At 67.2% G+C, this 18712-nt stretch carries 16 protein-coding genes; 12 read left to right on the plus strand and 4 right to left on the minus strand.

The annotated features are described in order from the left end of the window. The first annotated feature begins 5 nt into the window (after window positions 1-5). Window positions 6-905, plus strand: coding sequence for a helix-turn-helix domain-containing protein (locus tag ABNQ39_RS29805; protein ID WP_376965698.1), 900 nt, complete (start codon window positions 6-8; stop codon window positions 903-905). A gap of 128 nt (window positions 906-1033) precedes the next feature. Here the strand turns inward: ABNQ39_RS29805 and putA are convergent, their stop codons facing one another. The 3 genes from putA to ABNQ39_RS29820 form a co-directional block, all read right to left on the minus strand. Beyond that, window positions 1034-4780, minus strand: a complete 3747-nt coding sequence (putA, locus tag ABNQ39_RS29810) for a trifunctional transcriptional regulator/proline dehydrogenase/L-glutamate gamma-semialdehyde dehydrogenase (protein WP_376965700.1) — start codon at window positions 4778-4780, stop codon at window positions 1034-1036. An 83-nt stretch (window positions 4781-4863) separates the two neighbouring features. Continuing rightward, window positions 4864-5049, minus strand: coding sequence for a hypothetical protein (locus ABNQ39_RS29815; protein WP_376965702.1), 186 nt, complete (start codon window positions 5047-5049; stop codon window positions 4864-4866). 91 nt (window positions 5050-5140) lie between these two features. Continuing rightward, window positions 5141-5758 (minus strand): metal-dependent hydrolase, encoded by a 618-nt coding sequence (locus tag ABNQ39_RS29820; RefSeq protein ID WP_376965704.1) that lies wholly within the window; start codon window positions 5756-5758, stop codon window positions 5141-5143. A gap of 420 nt (window positions 5759-6178) precedes the next feature. Between ABNQ39_RS29820 and ABNQ39_RS29825 the strand changes: the two genes are divergently transcribed. The 4 genes from ABNQ39_RS29825 (at window position 6179) to ABNQ39_RS29840 (ending at window position 10219) form a co-directional block, all read left to right on the plus strand. Further along, on the plus strand, window positions 6179-7687 hold the full coding sequence (locus ABNQ39_RS29825; protein WP_376965706.1) for a glycosyltransferase family 87 protein: 1509 nt from the start codon (window positions 6179-6181) through the stop codon (window positions 7685-7687). 92 nt (window positions 7688-7779) lie between these two features. After that, a complete protein-coding gene (locus tag ABNQ39_RS29830) occupies window positions 7780-8385 on the plus strand; it encodes a hemerythrin domain-containing protein (protein ID WP_376965708.1) in 606 nt (201 codons plus the stop codon). 100 nt (window positions 8386-8485) lie between these two features. Beyond that, window positions 8486-9658 (plus strand): zinc-dependent alcohol dehydrogenase, encoded by a 1173-nt coding sequence (locus ABNQ39_RS29835; protein ID WP_376965710.1) that lies wholly within the window; start codon window positions 8486-8488, stop codon window positions 9656-9658. Between the two features lie 9 nt (window positions 9659-9667). Next, a complete protein-coding gene (locus ABNQ39_RS29840) occupies window positions 9668-10219 on the plus strand; it encodes a cyclase dehydrase (protein WP_376965712.1) in 552 nt (183 codons plus the stop codon). A gap of 88 nt (window positions 10220-10307) precedes the next feature. On the opposite strand, the gene ABNQ39_RS29845 is transcribed toward ABNQ39_RS29840, so the two are convergent. Beyond that, window positions 10308-11618, minus strand: coding sequence for an MFS transporter (locus ABNQ39_RS29845; RefSeq protein ID WP_376965714.1), 1311 nt, complete (start codon window positions 11616-11618; stop codon window positions 10308-10310). Window positions 11619-11798: 180 nt separating this feature from the next. Between ABNQ39_RS29845 and cyoA the strand changes: the two genes are divergently transcribed. The 7 genes from cyoA (at window position 11799) to ABNQ39_RS29880 (ending at window position 18700) form a co-directional block, all read left to right on the plus strand. After that, a complete protein-coding gene (gene cyoA / locus ABNQ39_RS29850; RefSeq protein WP_376965716.1) occupies window positions 11799-12908 on the plus strand; it encodes a ubiquinol oxidase subunit II in 1110 nt (369 codons plus the stop codon). Between the two features lie 14 nt (window positions 12909-12922). After that, on the plus strand, window positions 12923-14920 hold the full coding sequence (cyoB, locus tag ABNQ39_RS29855) for a cytochrome o ubiquinol oxidase subunit I (protein WP_376965718.1): 1998 nt from the start codon (window positions 12923-12925) through the stop codon (window positions 14918-14920). Window positions 14921-14923: 3 nt separating this feature from the next. Continuing rightward, complete coding sequence (cyoC, locus tag ABNQ39_RS29860; RefSeq protein ID WP_376965072.1) at window positions 14924-15583, plus strand: cytochrome o ubiquinol oxidase subunit III; 660 nt, start codon at window positions 14924-14926, stop codon at window positions 15581-15583. Further along, on the plus strand, window positions 15580-15996 hold the full coding sequence (gene cyoD / locus ABNQ39_RS29865) for a cytochrome o ubiquinol oxidase subunit IV (RefSeq protein WP_376965074.1): 417 nt from the start codon (window positions 15580-15582) through the stop codon (window positions 15994-15996). Before cyoC ends, cyoD begins: the two co-directional genes overlap by 4 nt. A gap of 38 nt (window positions 15997-16034) precedes the next feature. Then, the gene (locus ABNQ39_RS29870; protein ID WP_376965076.1) at window positions 16035-16766 is read left to right on the plus strand and encodes an SURF1 family protein; all 732 of its coding nucleotides are present in this window, start codon (window positions 16035-16037) and stop codon (window positions 16764-16766) included. An 85-nt stretch (window positions 16767-16851) separates the two neighbouring features. After that, a complete protein-coding gene (locus tag ABNQ39_RS29875; protein ID WP_376965078.1) occupies window positions 16852-18159 on the plus strand; it encodes an ATP-binding protein in 1308 nt (435 codons plus the stop codon). Next, entirely contained in the window at window positions 18146-18700 is a 555-nt protein-coding gene (locus ABNQ39_RS29880) for a response regulator transcription factor (RefSeq protein ID WP_376965080.1), read from the plus strand. Before ABNQ39_RS29875 ends, ABNQ39_RS29880 begins: the two co-directional genes overlap by 14 nt. Window positions 18701-18712: the final 12 nt, after the last annotated feature.

Raw genomic sequence — 18712 nt, forward strand, 5'->3', positions numbered from 1 at the left:
CAACCATGGGCGGCACCACCGGTCCGGAGCCAAATCCCGTGCCCCAGAACACTCCCCAGACCGCCGCGCGCAACGGCCGGGCTCCGGCCCCGCCACCGGTCGGCGCCCTGCTGCGGTCCTGGCGCCAGCGCCGCGGCCTCAGCCAGCTCGACCTCGCCTGCGAGGCGGACATCTCGACCCGGCATGTCAGCTTTCTGGAAACCGGCCGGTCGCAGCCCAGCCGCGGCATGCTGATCCATCTGGCCGAACGGCTGGACGTACCCTTGCGCGAGCGCAACGCCCTGCTGGTCGCCGCCGGCTACGCCCCGGTCTACAGCGAGCACGGGCTGGACAGCCCGGCGATGCAGGCGGCACGCAAGGCGGTCGATCTGGTGCTGACCGGGCACGAGCCTTTCCCGGCGCTGGCGGTGGACCGGCATTGGCAGCTGCTGGCGGCGAACCGGGCGGTGGCGCCGCTGCTGGAGGGGGTGTCGGCGGAGCTGCTGGCCGGGCCGGTCAATGTCCTGCGCCTCAGCCTGCATCCCGACGGGCTGGCCGCGCGCATCGGCAACTGGGCGCAGTGGCGCGAGCATGTGCTGTCCCGCCTGACCCGCCAGATCGAGGCGGGGGCCGATCCTGTTCTGGTCGCCCTGCGCAGCGAGTTGCAGGGTTACCCGGCGCCGGCATCCGGTTCGGAGGGCGGCAGCGAGGCCGGGCATCATCCCGACGTGGTCGTGCCGCTGCGGCTGCACACGTCCTTCGGGCTGCTGACCCTGTTCAGCACGACCACGGTGTTCGGCACGGCGGTGGACGTGACGCTGTCGGAACTGGCCATCGAGGCGTTTTTCCCGGCGGATGCCGAAACGGCGGAGAGGCTGCGCCGGGCACTTGCAGACATCCCCTCTCTCCCCCGGGGAGAGAGTTAGGGTGAGGGGGTCGCGCGGCGAGGATCTTCAAGAATCGGCAACTCTCCGTTCCCTACGAAATCCACGCTATGCATCCCCCTCACCCCGACCCTCTCCCCAGGGGGAGAGGGGGATTTCAGATCCCGCTCTCAGCTCATAGCCACGAGGCTGGCATTGCCGCCGGCCGCGGTGGTGTTGATGCTGAGCGAGCGCTCGTTCATCAGCCAGGCGATCTCCACCCCTGCGCCGCCGGCCGGAACGCCCTGGGTCAGGACGAGGGGGCCGGGCAGCTCGGCGATGCGGCGGCTGGCGGCCAGCAGGCGGGCGGAGTCGCCCTCCACCAGCGCACCGGCCAGCGGGCCGAAGCCGGTCCAGTTCGCGCTCACCCGGATAAGGGCAGCAAGCTCCGCCGGCAGACCCGTCAGGCCGGCGGTGACGGCGGCGTCGCCATCCACCACCACCTCGTTGCCGGCGGCGAGCGCGGCCCCGAGCAGACGGTAGAGCCCGTCTTCGGTCTGCGGCAGCAGCAGGATGCGGCCGCGCGGGATCAGGCTGTAGACGTTGCTCTCACCCACCGGACCGGCCAGTTCGACGCTGCCGCCGACGGGGGAGCGCTTGGTCAGCGACCGGACGCCGGTGGCGATCTCCGCCCTGCCCTGGTCGGCCAGCCAGTCGGCCAGCGCATGGGCCGGCGCACGTACGGCATCGTCGCCACGCATGCCGAGATCCAGGACAGGACGTACGGACAGCAGGCGCGACAGGTACAGCGGGCCGCCCGCCTTCGGGCCGGTGCCGGACAGGCCATGGCCGCCGAAGGGCTGTACGCCGACCACCGCGCCGATGGTGTTGCGGTTGACGTACAGGTTGCCGGCCTCGATCCGGCTCGTCACCCGGTCGATGGTGGCGTCGATGCGGGTGTGCAGGCCGAAGGTCAGGCCGTAGCCGGTGCCGTTGATGGCATCGACCAGCCGGTCCAGATCGTCGCGGTGGAAGCGCAGGACGTGCAGGACCGGGCCGAACACCTCGCGCTCCAGATCGGCGATGCCGTCGATCTCGACGATGGTCGGCGCGACGAAGGTGCCATCGGCGGTCTCCGCCGGCAGCGGCAGCGATTCGACCCGGCGGCCCTTGGCCCGCATCGCCTCGATGTGGCGGGCGATGCCGTCGCGCGCCTCCGCCGTGATGACCGGGCCGACATCGACGGCCAGCCGGTCGGGGCTGCCGATGCGCAGCTCGCGCATCGCGCCCTTCAGCATGGTCAGCGTGCGGTCGGCGACATCCTCCTGCAGGCAGAGGATGCGCAGGGCCGAGCAGCGCTGGCCGGCGCTGTCGAAGGCCGAGGCGATCACGTCGCCGACCACCTGCTCCGCCAGGGCGGAGCTGTCGACGATCATGGCGTTCTGTCCGCCGGTTTCGGCGATCAGCGGGATCGGCGTCCCCTGCGGCGACAGGCGTCCGGCCAGTTGGCGCTGGATCAGGCGGGCCACCTCGGTGGAGCCGGTGAACATCACCGCCCGGGTGCCGGCATGGCCGACCAGGGCGGCGCCGACCTCGCCCGCACCGGGCAGAAGCTGGACCGCGCCGGCCGGAACCCCGGCGGCGTGCAGGAGGCGCACGGCCTCCGCCGCGACCAGCGGGGTTTCCTCCGCCGGCTTGGCCAGCACCGGGTTGCCGGCGGCGAGCGCCGCGGCGACCTGACCGGAGAAGATGGCGAGCGGGAAATTCCACGGGCTGATGCAGACCACCGGCCCCAGCGGCAGATGGGTGTCGTTGGCGAAGCCGTCGCGCACCCGCGCGCCGTAATAGCGCAGGAAGTCGATGGCCTCGCGCACCTCGGCGATGGCGTTGGCGGCGGACTTGCCGGCCTCGCGGATGATCAGGCCCAGCAGGGTCGGCAGGCGCGCCTGCATGGCGTCGGCGGCGCGGAACAGGCAGGCGGCGCGCTCGGCCGGCGGGGTGGCGGCCCAGACCGGCGCGGCGGCCTCGGCGAACAGGAAGGCGTCGGCGATGTCGGTGGGGCCGGCCTCGACGCAGTGCCCGACGGTGTCGCGGTGGTCGGCCGGGTTCAGCACCGGCTGGGCCTTCCCTTGGCGCTCGCCGTCCGCCAGCAGCGGGGCGGCGGTCCAGGCGACGGCGGCGCTGTCGCGCAATGCGGCGGACAGGTCGGCCAGGACCGTCTCGTTCGACAGGTCGAGGCCGGCGGAGTTCGCCCGCTCCGCGCCGTAGAGATCGGCCGGCAGGGAGATCAGCGGGTTCTTGGCACCCACCGGCAATGCTGCACGGGCCAGCGCCACCGGGTCGGCGACCAGATCGTCGATGGACACGCTCTTGTCGGCGATGCGGTTGACGAAGGAGCTGTTGGCGCCGTTCTCCAGCAGGCGGCGGACCAGATAGGCCAGCAGCGTCTCATGGGTGCCGACCGGGGCATAGACGCGGCAGGGCCGCTTCAGCGGGCCGACCACCTCCTTGTAGAGCGGCTCGCCCATGCCGTGCAGGCACTGGAACTCGTACTGGCCGACCTTGAAATCGCCGTTCAGCTGGGCGGCCATCTGGTAGATGGTCGCCAGCGTCTGGGCGTTGTGGGTGGCGAACTGCGGGAACACCGCGTCGGGGGCGCCCAGCAGCCGGCGGGCGCAGGCGACATAGGAGACGTCGGTGTGCAGCTTGCGGGTGTAGACCGGGAAATCCTCCAGCCCGTCGACCTGGGCGCGCTTGATCTCGCTGTCCCAATAAGCGCCCTTGACCAGACGCACCATCAGCCGGTGGCCGCTGCGCCGGGCCAGATCGACGACGAAGTCGATGACATAGGGGCAGCGCTTGCCATAGGCCTGGACGACGAAGCCGATGCCGTTCCAGCCCTTGAGATCCGGGTCGAAGCACAGGGCTTCCAGCAGGTCGAGCGACAGTTCCAGCCGGTCGGCTTCCTCGGCGTCGATGTTGAGGCCGATGTCGTAGCTGCGGGCCAGCCGGGCCAGCTCGGTGACGCGCGGCAGCAGTTCCGCCATAACGCGGCCCGCCTGGGACCGGGAATAGCGCGGGTGCAGGGCCGACAGCTTGATCGAGATGCCGGGGCCGTCATAGATGCCGCGCCCGGCCGAGGCCTTGCCGATGGCGTGGATGGCCTTTTCATAATCGGCGTAATAGCGGTCGGCGTCGGCGGCGGTGGTCGCCGCCTCGCCCAGCATATCGTAGGAATAGCGGAAGCCCTCGGCCTCCATCTTGCGGCTGTTGGACAGCGCCTCGTCGATGGTCTGGCCGGTGACGAACTGCTCGCCCATCATCCGCATGGCGAAATCGACGCCGCGGCGGATCAGCGGCTCGCCGCCGCGCAGGATCAGCTTGGTCAGCGCCGAGGACAACGCCTGCTCGCCGCCGAAGCCGGTGCCCAGAACGCCCGTGACCTTGCCGGTGACCAGCAGCCCCCAGGTCGCGGCGTTGACGAACAGCGACGGGCTGTTGCCGAGATGGGCGCGCCAGTCGCCGCCGGCGATCTTGTCGCGGATCAGCGCGTCGCGGGTGGCGCGGTCGGGGATGCGCAGCAGCGCCTCCGCCAGACACATCAGCGCCACGCCCTCCTGGCTCGACAGGCTGTATTCGTGGATCAGCCCCTCCACCCCGCGCCCCTGCGGCTTGGCGCGCAATGCCGAGATCAGCGTGCGCGCGGTCTGGGCCGCCGCCGCCGTGACCTCCGCCGGCAGCGCCGCCTGATCGACCAGCCACGCCACGCAGTCCGGCTCCGGCCGGCGGTAGGCGGCGGTGATCGCCTGACGCAGCGGCCCCGCCGGACGAACGACGGGAGCGAAGGCGGCGAAGGGGCCGGCCCCGGTGGTCGGGGCCCCGCTGGAGAGGGACGGCTCGGAAGCGGGGGCGGCGCTCGGATCGATCATCTGGTTCATCGCGTGGCTGGCTCTGGTCGGGGGGCTCGGGGCGGCTTCGAAAAGCCCGGGTCCGGCAGTCGGGGAAGCCGGTCCAACGCCTGTCAGGCTAACCGATTTTCCAGGATCCTTTCCATCTGGTATTTACGCCGTTTCTCAATATAAAATTCTGACTTCATGCGTTTACACGGAATGTATGACGGGTTTTGCGGCAAAATATCAGAACATCCGGCCCGTTTCAGGGCGTGCGCTTCCGGCAATTCCGTTTTTGCGGAATAAAATTCGGACATGCGGCTCCATCTCCGACAATCCGCGCGGATTTCCGGCTTCGCTTCGGAAGTTTCGACGGGGCACCGGGACGAACACCCGAACGGCCGGACGTCAGCCCTTGAGCGGCTTGGTCCGGCTGGTTTCCGGCGGCTTGCGCACAGGCAGCGGGGGAGCGGCCTTCTCCGTGCCGCCCTCGCCCAGATAGGTCTGCGCCGCGGCGACGACCGAGCGCCAGGGCCGTTGCAGCGGGAATTCCGGCCAGCCGCCGGAGAACAGGCCGGAGATCATCCAGCCCGCCATCAGCGTCACCGCCAGTTGTTCGGAAAAACCGCCGGTCTTCAGAATGGGCAGGGCGAAGTTGCGCCGCCGCTTGATCGGCCACAGCAGCGGCAGCCCGGCCGGCGTCAGCATGTCGCCGGCCAGATGGGTGAGGTAGCCGACGATGAAGGGGATCAGCACATGCTGATAGGCCGCATGTTCGTGCAGGACCCACAGGCAGCCGACGATGGCGAGGGCGGAATGGGTGACGCCGCGATGGCCGAAGATGTTGGAGATCGCGGTGGAGAGCGGCTTGACCAACTGGCCGAGCGTCGATTTCGGATGGTCGATGTCCGGGGCGAGCGCTCCCAGAATCGCCGCCCCGAAGGCGACCGCGTCGAAGGCCATCCCGTACCGGCTCGACAGGTAGAACCACGTGGCGCCACCGACGATTATGTGAGAGGACGCCATCACCGTCGGGTCACCGGGGGCCTGAAGCTGGTCTCTGTCGGGACGGCATCCGGCCGAACCCGAAATGGGGGTAGCCTGACATTAGAATACTCCGCACCCTAAGAACAATAAGCCAAGGGAAAACAAGGGATTCCGAAAACGCATAACCTCCATGCGTTCGGCAACGGTGGGTTGCCGGCGGCCCGACTTTGAATCGCCGACAGCCACAGCTCCGACATTTTCCACGCCGCCATCCGTCGTCCGAACGCGCCGGCAGCGGTCGCGGCGGGGTAGTCGGCTACCGCTGCGGGTGGCCGGCGCTTAATGGCATTACTCCGGTCCGGCACGGGTGGGGCACGTTCCCCACACGCACTGCTCTGGCATAGTTTCGCGGACTTGCCGGCGGTTGAAGCCGGGACAAATGCCAGGGAGTGGTCGTCGATGAGATCGAAGGATTTCGTGCGCGCGGCGGAAGGAACGCTGGAAGGACCGCTGGGCAGCAGCAGGACCGCTGCGGTCGACGTCCTGGCCGCCAATGTCCAGGCCGCCAATATCCAGGCCAAGGACCGCTTCGCCGCCTGGACGGTGTCGGTGGCATTCCTGTTCGTGCTGTGTGCCGACACGTTGCTTGGCGTCGTCTTCCGGCCCTATCTGGATGGCGGCACCGGCGACACCACGGTGTGGGATGTCCTGCTGCTGGTGGCGGGCCGGTCGCCGGAACGGCTTCCGCTCGACAGCTGGGAACCCATGATGACGGCCTTCAGCTGGCTGCGCGAGCATGGGAAGGAGAATGTCTATGACGCCGTCTTCTTCACCCAGCATGTGAAGTTCCAGTATCCGCTGACCTCGCTGCTGGTGATGGAGGCGCTGTCGGCGGTCGGGCTGCTGCATCTGCGCATCTATGCCCTGATCAACCTGCTGATGGTCGTCGCAACGGCCGGCGGCATGGCGCTGCTGATGCGGGAACTGGCGGAGCGCATGGGCTTCGACCGGGCGATGCGCGGCGGGGTCAGCCGGCTGACCCTGGCCGCCTTGGGGGCGGTGGCGGCGCTGTGCTTCTATCCGGTGGTCAAGGCCTTCGCCGTCGGCCAGATTCAGGTCTGGCTGAACGCCGCCTTCGTCTTCGCCACCCTGTTCTATCTGCGCGACCGGCGGGTGCTGGCCGGCGTACTGCTGGGCGCCTCGACCCTGATCAAGCCGCAGATGTCGCTGTTCCTGGTCTGGGCGCTGCTGCGGCGGGAATGGGGGTTCGCCATCGGCTGGGCCGCCGTGGTGACCCCCGGCTTCGCCGCCGCCTGCGCGCTCTACGGCTTCGGGCCGTCGCTGCATTACCTCGACGTGCTGTCCTTCCTGGGCCAGCATGGCGAAAGCTATTACTCCAACCAGACCGTCAACGGGCTGCTGCACCGGCTGCTGCACAACGGCCCCAACCTGATGTCGACCACCAACGGCGACACCGAATGGCGGGGCAGCGCCTTCGCCCCCTACCACCCGCTGGTCCATATCGCGACGCTGGTCTCCGGCGTGGCCTTCGTCCTGTTCGGCCTGCTGTGGCGGATAAGGAATGGCGGGCGGCAGCCGGTCGCGTCCTTCTTGGTGGCCGGCACCTGCTTCACCATCGGCACGCCCATCGCCTGGGTCCCGCATTACGGTGTCCTGCTGCCGGTCTGCGCCTATCTGCTGTTCGTGCTGATCGACCGGGCGGCGCTGGAACGGACCGGCGGCGACCGGCGCCGGAGCCTGGGCCGGCTGCTGATGCTGGGCGCCGGCTTCGCGATCCTGAGCAACGACTTCTTCCATCCCCTGAGCGAGCTTGCCGACACCTCCTACAACATCCTGCAATCCTACCTGTTCTTCACCGCACTGATGCTTCTCCACCTGCTGGTGACGACCGCCGACGCGCCGGGCGATGCGTCTGGCAGTGTATCGGGGGCGGCCCAGCGGTCCTGAGGGGTATCGCCTCCTGACGGATCGCCGGAACGCCGGGGCTCGGGTGCCTGTTGGTGGGCGAGATGACCCAACCGGCAGGAAGGAGTCCCCTCATGGCACGTTACTCAGGATCGGATTACCCGCATCGGGACGGCACGGGCTGGCTGTCGCCGCGCGGCCTGGCGATGATGGCCGGCGGCGCGGCGCTGGCCCTGGTGGCGAGCCGGCTGCTGCCGCCGGTGGTGGCGCAGCTGGCCGGCACCGCCCGCCATGCCGCCGGGCGCGACGGCATCGACGCGCTGATCGACGACCATCGCCACATCAAGGATCTCCTGGTGGAGATGGTGCAGACCCCCATCGACGCGCCGGGCCGCCGCACCCAGCTGCTGCTGCGGCTGAAGCGCCGGCTCGCCGCCCACGCCATGGCGGAGGAGGACGTCGTCTATCCGCTGCTGCACGAGGAGGCCCGGAAGGAGGAGGACGCCAAGCATCTCTACGGCGAGCATGCCGAAATGAAGATGCACCTCTTCACCCTGGAACAGACGCCGAAGGACGACCCCAGCTGGCTCGCCGTCGCGCTCGACCTGAAGCGCATCGTCGACGGCCACATCCGGCAGGAGGAGGAGATCGACTTCCCCGCCCTGCGCAACAGCCTGGACGACGGCCAGACCGCCATCATGTCCGGCAATGTCGCCCGCGAAAAGGCACTGATCCTTTGACGTTCCCCTGAAGGCAAGGGGCCGGAAGGCGGCGGAACGCTGCGTCGGCCGGCCCTGTTGCCCTGGCTACCAACGAGGTGGCCGAAAAGGGAAGACTTCGATGAGAGCACTGGTCTGGCACGGCGCCAACGACATCCGCTGCGACACGGTCCCCGATCCGGAGATCGAGCATCCGCGCGACGCCATCGTCAAGGTGACGACCTGCGCCATCTGCGGCTCCGACCTCCACCTGCACGACAATTTCATGCCGGGCATGGAGAAGGGCGACATCGTCGGCCATGAGTTCATGGGCGAGGTGATGGAGGTGGGTGCCGAGGCCAAAAGCGCGCTGAAGGTCGGCGAGCGGGTGGTGGTTCCCTTCACTATCTGGTGCGGCGAGTGCGACCAGTGCAAGCGCGGCAACTATTCGGTCTGCGAGCGCTCCAACCGCAACAAGGCGCTGGCCGACAAGGTCTTCGGCCACACCACCGCCGGGCTGTTCGGCTACACCCATTTGACCGGCGGCTATGCCGGCGGGCAGGCCGAATATGTGCGGGTGCCGATGGCCGACCGCACCCACATCAAGATCCCCAACGGGCTGACCGACGAACAGGTGCTGTTCCTCGGCGACATCTTCCCCACCGGCTGGCAGGCCGCCGCCCAGTGCGACATCCAGCCGACCGACACGGTGGCGATCTGGGGCTGCGGCCCGGTCGGTCAGATGACGATCCGCAGCGCCATCCTGCTCGGCGCCAAACAGGTCATCGCCATCGATTGCGTGCCGGAACGGCTGGCGATGGCCAAGGCCGGCGGCGCCATCACGATCAACTTCGAAGAGGAAAGCGTCGTCGAGCGGCTGAACGAGCTGACCGGCGGCAAGGGTCCGGAGAAATGCATCGACGCCGTCGGCATGGAGGCGCACGCAACCGCGACGCTCGACAGCATGATGGACCGCGCCAAGCAGGCGCTGATGCTGGAATCGGACCGCGCCCATGTGCTGCGCGAGATGATCTATGTCTGCCGCCCGGCCGGCACGCTGTCGATCCCCGGCGTCTATGGCGGGCTGGTCGACAAGATGCCCTTCGGCATGGCGATGAACAAGGGACTGACCTGGCGCATGGGCCAGACCCACGTCAACCGCTGGACCGACGACCTGCTGAACCGCATTCAGGAGGGGCAGATCGACCCGTCCTTCGTCATCACCCACACCGTTCCGCTCGACCAGGGACCCGAGATGTACAAGACCTTCCGCGACAAGCGGGACGGTTGCATCAAGGTGATCCTCAAGCCTTGAGGTGACATCATGGCCTATTACGACCGCTCCTCGGCCGGAGACACCCTCGCCCGCGGGCTGGGCTGGTTCAGCATCGGGCTCGGCGTCGCCGAAGTGATGGCGGGCCGGACCATCGCCCGCTGGATGGGGATGGAGGACAAGACCAACCTGATCCGCGCCTATGGCGTGCGGGAGATCACCGCCGGTGTCGGCCTGCTGGCGCTCGGCGATCCCAAGCCCTGGATCTGGAGCCGCATTGCCGGCGACGCCGTGGACATGGCGACGCTGGCGGCCGGGATGGAGGACAACCCGCGCGCCGGCAACGCCCGCATCGCCTTCGGCGCGGTGATGGCGGTAACGGCGCTCGACGCGGTCTGCGCCCAGAAGCTGCACCGGGAGGAGGCCTATTACCGCAGCCTGCCGGTGCCGGACTACAGCGACCGCAGCGGCTTCCCCCGTCCGGTCTCCGCCATGCGGGGTGCGGCCAGCGACGCCCCCATCGGCGAGGACATGCGGACGCCGAAGATCCTGCGGTTCCAGAGCGCCGCCAAGCCGGCGCAAAGCCAATCCGTCCAGGGCTGACCGACAGATTCCGACTCTCAAAACGAGGACCGCCCGCCGCAGGACTGCGGCGGGCGGTCTTCATGTCGTCAGGACGACAGAGTCGCGGTCAGGACGACAGCGTCTTGTTGATCTTCAAAGCCACCAGCGTGCAGACCGCACCGGACAGCAGATAGAGGCCGGACGCGATCAGCCCGAAGTGGCTGGACAGGAACAGGGCGACGAAGGGCGCGAAGCCGGCGCCGAACAACCAAGCCAGATCGGAGGTCATCGCCGAGCCGGTGTAGCGGTATTGCTGGGTGAAGCCCGACGCCACCGACCCCGACGATTGGCCGAAGGACAGGCCGAGGATGACGAAGCCCAGCACCATGAAGACCAGCTCGCCCATTTTGCCGCCGTCGAGCAGCATCGGGGCGAAGCCGCTGAACACCGCAATCGCCGCGGCGCAGGTGCCGAGCAGCGTGCGCCGCCCGACCCGGTCGGCGATGTAGCCCGAGGCGACGATGGCCACGACGCCGAAGGCGGCGGCGATCACCTCGATCAGCAGGAAGACGCCGGTCTCCTGATTGGCGTTCAGGAAGATCCAGGACAGCGGGAAGACGGTGACCATGTGGAACAGGGCGAAGCTCGCCAGCGGGGCAAAGGCGCCGATCACCACGCGCTTGCCTTCCACCTGCAGCGTCTCCACCACGGGGGCGGGCTGCAGTTCACGGTTCACGAACAGGCGTTCGAACTCCGGCGTCTGCACCAGCCGCAGGCGGGAGAACAGGGCCACCACATTGATGGCGAAGGCGACGAAGAAGGGATAGCGCCAGCCCCAGGCGAAGAAATCCTCCGCCGACAGGCTGTTGACCATGTAGGCGAACAGGCCGCTCGCCACGATCAGGCCGATGGGCGCGCCCAGCTGCGGGATCATCGCGTACCAGCCGCGCCGGTTCTCCGGCGCGTTCATCGCCAGAAGCGAGGCCAGACCGTCCCAGGTGCCGCCCAGCGCGACACCCTGCCCGATGCGGGACAGGGCCAGCAGCCATGCGGCGGCGACGCCGATGGACTCGTAGCCCGGCAGGAAGGCCAGCGCCACGGTGGAGATGCCCAGCAGGAACAGGGCGATGGTCAGCTTGGCGCTGCGCCCGTAATTCTCGTCGATGGCCATGAAGATGAAGGTGCCGATCGGTCGCGCGACGAAGGCCAGCGCGAAGATGGCGAAAGACCACAGGGTCCCGGTCAGCGGATCGACATAGGGGAACACCAGCTTCGGAAAAACGATCACGGAAGCGATGGCGTAAACGAAAAAGTCGAAAAACTCGGAGGTTCGGCCAATGATCACGCCGATGGCAATCTCTCCGGGATTGATCCCGTGATGCCGCGCGTTCACCAGCCTTCCGTCCCGTTCAACGGCCGCAATCGATGAAGTCATCATGTCGGCTCCGGCTGCGTAATTTCGCTTGCGATGATCCGCAGATCATACAATATGTCACCGCAACAGTCGGTGATCTGTCAAGCGCGCAGGAGTGAGGCATTGGACAAATTGTCCAATGTCGGAGCTAGGCTATTGCCGTTAGCTCTCTCCCCAAAGCAAACCTTTGATACAGGTCCTGCCTTGAGCCGTTATCGCGCAATCGCCCTGCTGCCATTGATGGCGGCGTTGAGTGGCTGCAACCTGGTCGTGCTGAACCCGGCCGGCGACGTTGCAAGCCAGCAGGGTGACCTTGTGGTCATCTCAACCCTGCTGATGCTCCTGATCATCGTCCCGGTCATGGCGCTTACCGTGCTGTTCGCCTGGCGTTACCGTCAGTCGAATAACACAGCCCGCTACGAACCGGACTGGGACCATTCGACGCAGCTTGAACTGGTGATCTGGGCCGCCCCGCTGCTGATCATCATCTGCCTGGGTGCCATCACCTGGGTGACCACCCACAAGCTCGACCCCTACCGTCCGCTCGACCGCATCGCGGCGGACAAGCCCGTTCCGGCCGGCGCCAAGCCGCTGGACGTGCAGGTGGTGGCGCTCGACTGGAAATGGCTGTTCGTCTATCCGGAATACGGCATTGCGTCCGTGAACGAGATGGCGGCCCCGGTCGACCGGCAGATCCGCTTCAGCCTCACCGCCTCGACGGTGATGAACTCGTTCTACGTTCCGGCGCTGGCCGGCATGATCTACACCATGCCGGGCATGGAGACGAAGCTCCACGCCGTGATCAACGAGCCGGGGACCTACAAGGGTTTCTCGTCCAACTACAGCGGTGCGGGCTTCTCGCACATGCGCTTCAACTTCCTCGGCCTGTCGAACCAGGATTTCGACGGCTGGGTGTCCAAGGTGAAGACGGCCGGCGGCTCGCTCGACCGCAACGCCTATCTGGCGCTGGAAAAGCCGAGCGAGGCGGTTCCGGTCCAGCATTTCGGCACCGTCGATCCGAAGCTGTTCAACGCCGTCGTGAACATGTGCGTGCGTCCCGGCACCATGTGCATGAGCGACATGGCCGCCATCGACCGCGCGGGCGGGCTGAACGCCGGCGGCAAGGCCGCGGCCGACGCCATCCTGCGGGCCAACACGCTGGCCGGCTTCCCGGACACGCAGGCGACCGGCCTGTGCACCGTCGCCGAGGCCGTTGAAGCCGCCGCAAACTCGGGCGCCGTGCAGCGCCCCACCGTCACGCCGATCAGCGCGTCCGCCTCCCCGGCCGGGCCGCAGCGGCTGGCCAATCCCTGATTGGGCACACCGGCATGCTTGAGACACTGACGACCTTCCTCTTCGGGCGCCTCAGCCTGGAGTCCTTCCCCTATCACGAGCCCATCCTCGTCGCGACCTTCTTCGCGGTGATGCTGGGCGGCATCGCGCTGGTCGCCGCCCTCAGCTATTTCAAGCTGTGGGGCTACCTGTGGAAAGAGTGGTTCACCACCGTCGACCACAAGCGCATCGGCATCATGTATATGATCCTGGGCCTGATCATGCTGCTGCGCGGCTTCGCCGACGCCATCATGATGCGCGCCCAGCAGGCCATGGCCTTCAACGGCAGCGAGGGCTACCTCAACTCGCACCACTTCGATCAGGTCTTCACCGCCCACGGTGTGATCATGATCTTCTTCGTCGCGATGCCCTTCGTGACAGGGCTGATGAACTATGTCGTGCCGCTGCAGATCGGCGCCCGCGACGTGTCCTTCCCGTTCCTGAACAATTTCAGCTTCTGGATGACCGTCGGCGGCGCCGTCCTGATCATGGCCTCGCTGTTCATCGGTGAGTTCGCGCGCACCGGCTGGCTGGCCTATCCGCCTCTGTCGGGGCTGGAGGCCAGCCCGGACGTCGGCGTCGACTATTACATCTGGGCCTTGCAGGTGGCGGGCGTCGGAACGACGCTGTCGGGCATCAACCTGATCTGCACGATCGTGAAGATGCGCGCCCCCGGCATGACCATGATGAAGATGCCGGTCTTCACCTGGACCTCGCTCTGCACCAACGTCCTGATCGTCGCCTCCTTCCCGATTCTGACCGCCGTTCTGGTCCTGCTGTCGCTGGACCGCTATGTCGGCACGCACTTCTTCACGAACGACATGGGCGGCAACCCCATGATGTACGTGAACCTGATCTGGATCTGGGGCCATCCGGAAGTCTACATCCTGATCCTGCCGTGCTTCGGCATCTTCTCGGAAGTGACCTCCACCTTCACCGGCAAGAAGCTGTTCGGCTACACCTCGATGGTCTACGCGACCGTCGTCATCACCATCCTGTCCTACCTGGTGTGGCTGCACCACTTCTTCACCATGGGTTCGGGCGCCAGCGTGAACTCGTTCTTCGGCATCACGACGATGATCATCTCGATCCCGACGGGTGCGAAGATCTTCAACTGGCTGTTCACCATGTATCGCGGCCGCATCCGGTTCGAGCTGCCGATGATGTGGACCATCGCCTTCATGCTGACCTTCGTGCTCGGCGGCATGACCGGCGTGCTGCTGGCGGTTCCGCCGGCCGACTTCGTCCTGCACAACAGCCTGTTCCTGATCGCCCACTTCCACAACGTCATCATCGGCGGCGTGCTGTTCGGCCTGTTCGCCGGCATCTACTACTGGTGGCCGAAGGCCTTCGGTTTCCGCCTCGACCCGTTCTGGGGGAAGATGTCCTTCTGGTTCTGGGTGATCGGCTTCTACTTCGCCTTCATGCCGCTCTACGTCCTGGGCCTGATGGGCGTCACCCGCCGCCTGCGCGTGTTCGAGGATCCGTCGCTGCAGATCTGGTTCCAGATCGCCGCCTTCGGCGCCGTCCTGATCGCGCTCGGCATCGGCTCCTTCCTGATCCAGATCGCCGTCAGCATCCTGAAGCGCAAGCAGCTGGTCGACGTGTCGGGCGACCCGTGGCATGGCCGCACCCTGGAATGGGCGACCTCCTCGCCGCCGCCGGACTACAACTTCGCCTTCACGCCGGTCATCCATGACAACGATGCCTGGTGGGACATGAAGAAGCGCGGCTATGCCCGTCCGCTGGAGGGCTTCCGCCCGATCCACATGCCGAGCAACACCGGCGCCGGCATCATCCTGGCCGGGATCAGCGTGGCGCTCGGCTTCGCCATGGTCTGGCACATCTGGTGGCTGGCCGCGGTGAGCTTCATCGGCCTGCTGGTGGTCGCCATCGGCCATACCTTCAACTACAACCGCGACTTCCACATCCCGGTGGATGAGGTGGTGCGGACCGAGAGCGAGCGGACCCGTCTGCTCTCCGGACAGGTGTAAAGCATGACGACGACCGTTGAAGCCATGCACGGCGACCACGCGGGGCACGACACCCCGCGCGACGCCACCCCGCCCGTCTTCTATGTGAGGGACGAGCACGCCCACGAAGCCGCCAGTACCGCGCTCGGCTTCTGGATCTATCTGATGAGCGACTGCCTCATCTTCGCGGTGCTGTTCGCGACCTACGGCGTGCTGGGCACCAGCTACGCCGCCGGTCCGACGGCGAAGGAGCTGTTCGACCTGCCGCTGGTGGCGCTGAACACCACCATGCTGCTGCTGTCCTCCATCACCTACGGCTTCGCCATGCTGGCGATGGAGAAGGGCCGCACCGGCCAGACCCAGGGCTGGCTGGCGATCACGCTGCTGTTCGGCCTCGCCTTCCTGGGCATCGAGCTGTACGAGTTCGCCCACCTGATCCATGAGGGCGCCGGCCCGTGGCGCAGCGCCTTCCTGTCGTCCTTCTTCACGCTGGTCGGCACCCACGGCCTGCACGTCACCTTCGGCAGCGTGTGGCTGGTGACGCTGATGGTCCAGGTCGCCCGCCGCGGCCTGATCCCGGCGAACCGCCGGCGCCTGATGTGCCTCAGCATGTTCTGGCACTTCCTGGACGTCATCTGGATCGGTGTGTTCACCTTCGTCTATCTGATGGGAGCGCTGCGATGAGCACCCACGCGCACAGCGACCACCACGCCGATCACGGACACGATCACGGTCATGGTGGCCATGGCCACGACGATCACGGCCATCCCGCGGGCGCCCACGGCACCTTCGGCAGCTATATGATCGGGTTCGTCCTGTCGGTGATCCTGACGGTCATCCCGTTCTGGCTGGTGATGAACGGCACGCTGGACAACACGACCACCACGGTCGTGATCCTGGCTCTGGCCGTCGTCCAGATCATCGTCCACATGGTGTATTTCCTGCACATGAACGGTCGTGTCGAAGGCGGCTGGTCGATGCTGGCGATGATCTTCACGATCATCGTCGTGGTCATCATGTTCGCCGGTTCGCTTTGGGTGATGTACCACCTGAACGCCAACATGATGCCCGGCCACGACATGAGCAAGATGCCGTGACCGGACTGCCGTCCGCGCCCCCTGCGGGCGGTTCTTCGGTGAAGAGGGCCCGCCCGGCTTGGGCGCTGGCCCTCTTCGGCCTTCTGGCGCTCGCCGGCATCGCCGGCCTGACCGCGCTCGGCATCTGGCAGCTCGAACGCCGGGTATGGAAGCTCGACCTGATCGAGCGGGTGGACGCCCGCATCCATGCCTCGCCCGTCTCGGCTCCGGGGCCGGAGGCGTGGGTTTCGGTCAACGCCGCCTCGGACGAATACCGGCGGGTCGCCGTCACCGGACGGTTCCTCAACGACCGCGAGACGCTGGTGCAGGCGGTCAGCGACCTGGGCGGCGGCTTCTGGGTGATGACGCCGCTGGTCACCGACCGCGGCTTCACAGTTCTGGTCAACCGCGGCTTCGTGCCGCCGGACAGGCGCGATCCCGCGACCCGTGCCGAGGGACAGCCGCAGGGAGAGGTCACCGTCGCCGGCCTGCTGCGCCTGACCGAGCCGAAGGGCGGCTTCCTGCGCAGCAACGACCCGGCCGCCGGCCGCTGGTATTCCCGCGACGTTGCCGCCATCGCCGCCGCGACCGGGGTGGAGCAGGCCGCCCCCTATTTCATCGACGCCGATTCAACCCGCAATCCCGGCGGCTGGCCGGTCGGCGGGCTGACGGTGGTCAGCTTCCCCAACAGCCATCTCGGCTATGCGCTGACCTGGTTCGCGCTGGACCTGATGCTGATCGGCGCCGTCCTGTTCGTGATCCGCAGCGAGATACGGCGCCGGCGGGCCTGAAGGAAAGCGGAAAAACGCCCAGCGGAAAACAGGCGTCCTAAAACTCCCCGCCCGCCGGTAACTCTCTATATAAGTCGATGGGCTGATGAAACGGGTGAGGAACAGGACGTCTTTCGTGCGCGACACCACCGACCGCAAAAACCTGTTCCTGCTCGTCCAGCTGCGTTGGCTTGCCGTCGTCGGGCAGATCGTGACGATCCTGATCGTCCATGGGCAGATGGGCATCCGCCTGCCGCTGCTGCCGATGGCAGCGGTGATCTTCGTCCTGATCGCGCTGAACATCGCCAGCCTGATCCAGATCCGCCGCAGCGCCGACGTTTCCAACACCCAGCTGTTCCTGGAGCTGCTGATCGACGTCTGGGCGCTGACCTTGCAGCTCTATCTCAGCGGCGGTGCCTCCAACCCCTTCGTCTCGCTCTATCTTCTCCAGGTGGCGCTGGGCGCCGTGCTGCTGGAGGCCTGGTCGGCCTGGGCGCTGGTCCTGGTGGCGACCGCCGGCTTCACCTGGCTGATCGGCAACAATCAGCCCCTGCCGCTGCCGCCCGCCTATGAGGGCGAGCTGTTCAGCCTGCACATCCAGGGCATGTTCATCTGCTTCGTGCTGGCGGCGAGCCTGCTGGTCCCCTTCCTCACCCAGATCAACCGCAACCTGCGCGCCCGCGACGCCTATCTGGCTGAACTGCGCCAGCGCTCGATGGAGGAGGCGCACATCGTCCGCATGGGGCTGCTGGCGTCGGGTGCGGCGCATGAGCTGGGGACGCCGCTCGCCACCCTGTCGGTGATCCTCAACGACTGGCGCCGCATGCCGTCGCTGAAATCCGACCCCGATCTGGCCGACGAGATGGCGGAGATGCAGAACCAGATCGACCGCTGCAAGACCATCGTGTCGGGCATCCTGATGTCGTCGGGCGAGGCGCGCGGCGAAGGCACGGTGCGCACGACGGTGAAGGGCTTCCTCGACGGGCTGGTGGAGGATTGGCTGTCCAGCCGGTCGCCCAAGCGCTTCGACTACGACAACACCGTCGGCCCGCAGGAACGGATGATTGCCGACCTCGCCCTGAAACAGGTGCTGTTCAACGTGCTGGACAATGCGCTGGAAGCCTCGCCGGGCTGGATCGGCGTCGCGGCCCTGCGGCAGGGCGACAATCTGGTGGTGGCGGTCAACGACGGCGGCCCCGGCTTCGACCCCGCCATCCTGGAGGAGCTGGGCAAGCCCTACCGCTCCACCAAGAAGCGGCCGGGCAGCGGGCTCGGCCTGTTCCTGGTGGTCAATGTTCTGCGCAAGCTGGGCGGGACGGTCTCCGCCAAGAACCGGCCGGGCGGCGGCGCCACCGTGACGCTGACCTTGCCGCTGTCCGCCCTGTCGCCGGGAGGCTCCGATGGAGACGATTGAGTTGGAAGAGGACATCCTCCGCACCCTGCTGATCGTCGAGGACGACGCGTCCTTCGCCAAGGCGCTGCGCCGGTCCTTCGAGCGCCGCGGCTACGAGGTCCATGCCTGCGCCGGGCTGGATGAGATGCGGGAGCTGTTGCAGACGCTGGACCCCGACTATGCCGTTGTCGACCTGAAGCTCGCCACCGGATCGGGGCTGGAATGCGTGAAGGAGCTGCACGAGGCCGACGAGGAGACCCGCATCGTCGTGCTGACCGGCTTCGCCAGCATCGCCACGGCGGTGGAGGCGATCAAGCTGGGCGCCTGCCATTATCTGGCGAAGCCGTCCAACACCGACGACATCGAGGCGGCCTTCGACCGTACCGAGGGCGACACCTCCATCGCGCCGACCGTCCGCACCACCTCGATCAAGAATCTGGAGTGGGAACGCATCCACGAGACGCTGGTGGAGACCAACTTCAACATCTCCGAGACCGCAAGGCGGCTCGGCATGCACCGGCGCACCCTGGCACGCAAGCTGGAGAAGAAGCGGGTGCCGTGACGGGGCACCCGC

It is taken from the genome of Azospirillum sp. A26, assembly GCF_042604635.1.
Lineage (GTDB): Bacteria > Pseudomonadota > Alphaproteobacteria > Azospirillales > Azospirillaceae > Azospirillum > Azospirillum palustre.

Bases quoted from the DNA above. Each gene is read 5' to 3' on its own strand.
- cyoC (WP_376965072.1), top strand. From the start codon at position 14,924: ATGACGACGACCGTTGAAGCCATGCACGGCGACCACGCGGGGCACGAC.
- ABNQ39_RS29840 (WP_376965712.1), top strand. From the start codon at position 9,668: ATGGCCTATTACGACCGCTCCTCGGCCGGAGACACCCTCGCCCGCGGG.
- cyoD (WP_376965074.1), top strand. From the start codon at position 15,580: ATGAGCACCCACGCGCACAGCGACCACCACGCCGATCACGGACACGAT.
- cyoB (WP_376965718.1), top strand. From the start codon at position 12,923: ATGCTTGAGACACTGACGACCTTCCTCTTCGGGCGCCTCAGCCTGGAG.
- ABNQ39_RS29825 (WP_376965706.1), top strand. From the start codon at position 6,179: ATGAGATCGAAGGATTTCGTGCGCGCGGCGGAAGGAACGCTGGAAGGA.
- ABNQ39_RS29880 (WP_376965080.1), top strand. From the start codon at position 18,146: ATGGAGACGATTGAGTTGGAAGAGGACATCCTCCGCACCCTGCTGATC.
- ABNQ39_RS29805 (WP_376965698.1), top strand. From the start codon at position 6: ATGGGCGGCACCACCGGTCCGGAGCCAAATCCCGTGCCCCAGAACACT.
- ABNQ39_RS29875 (WP_376965078.1), top strand. From the start codon at position 16,852: ATGAAACGGGTGAGGAACAGGACGTCTTTCGTGCGCGACACCACCGAC.
- putA (WP_376965700.1), bottom strand. From the start codon at position 4,780: ATGAACCAGATGATCGATCCGAGCGCCGCCCCCGCTTCCGAGCCGTCC.
- ABNQ39_RS29835 (WP_376965710.1), top strand. From the start codon at position 8,486: ATGAGAGCACTGGTCTGGCACGGCGCCAACGACATCCGCTGCGACACG.
- ABNQ39_RS29815 (WP_376965702.1), bottom strand. From the start codon at position 5,049: ATGTCCGAATTTTATTCCGCAAAAACGGAATTGCCGGAAGCGCACGCC.
- ABNQ39_RS29830 (WP_376965708.1), top strand. From the start codon at position 7,780: ATGGCACGTTACTCAGGATCGGATTACCCGCATCGGGACGGCACGGGC.
- ABNQ39_RS29845 (WP_376965714.1), bottom strand. From the start codon at position 11,618: ATGATGACTTCATCGATTGCGGCCGTTGAACGGGACGGAAGGCTGGTG.
- ABNQ39_RS29820 (WP_376965704.1), bottom strand. From the start codon at position 5,758: ATGGCGTCCTCTCACATAATCGTCGGTGGCGCCACGTGGTTCTACCTG.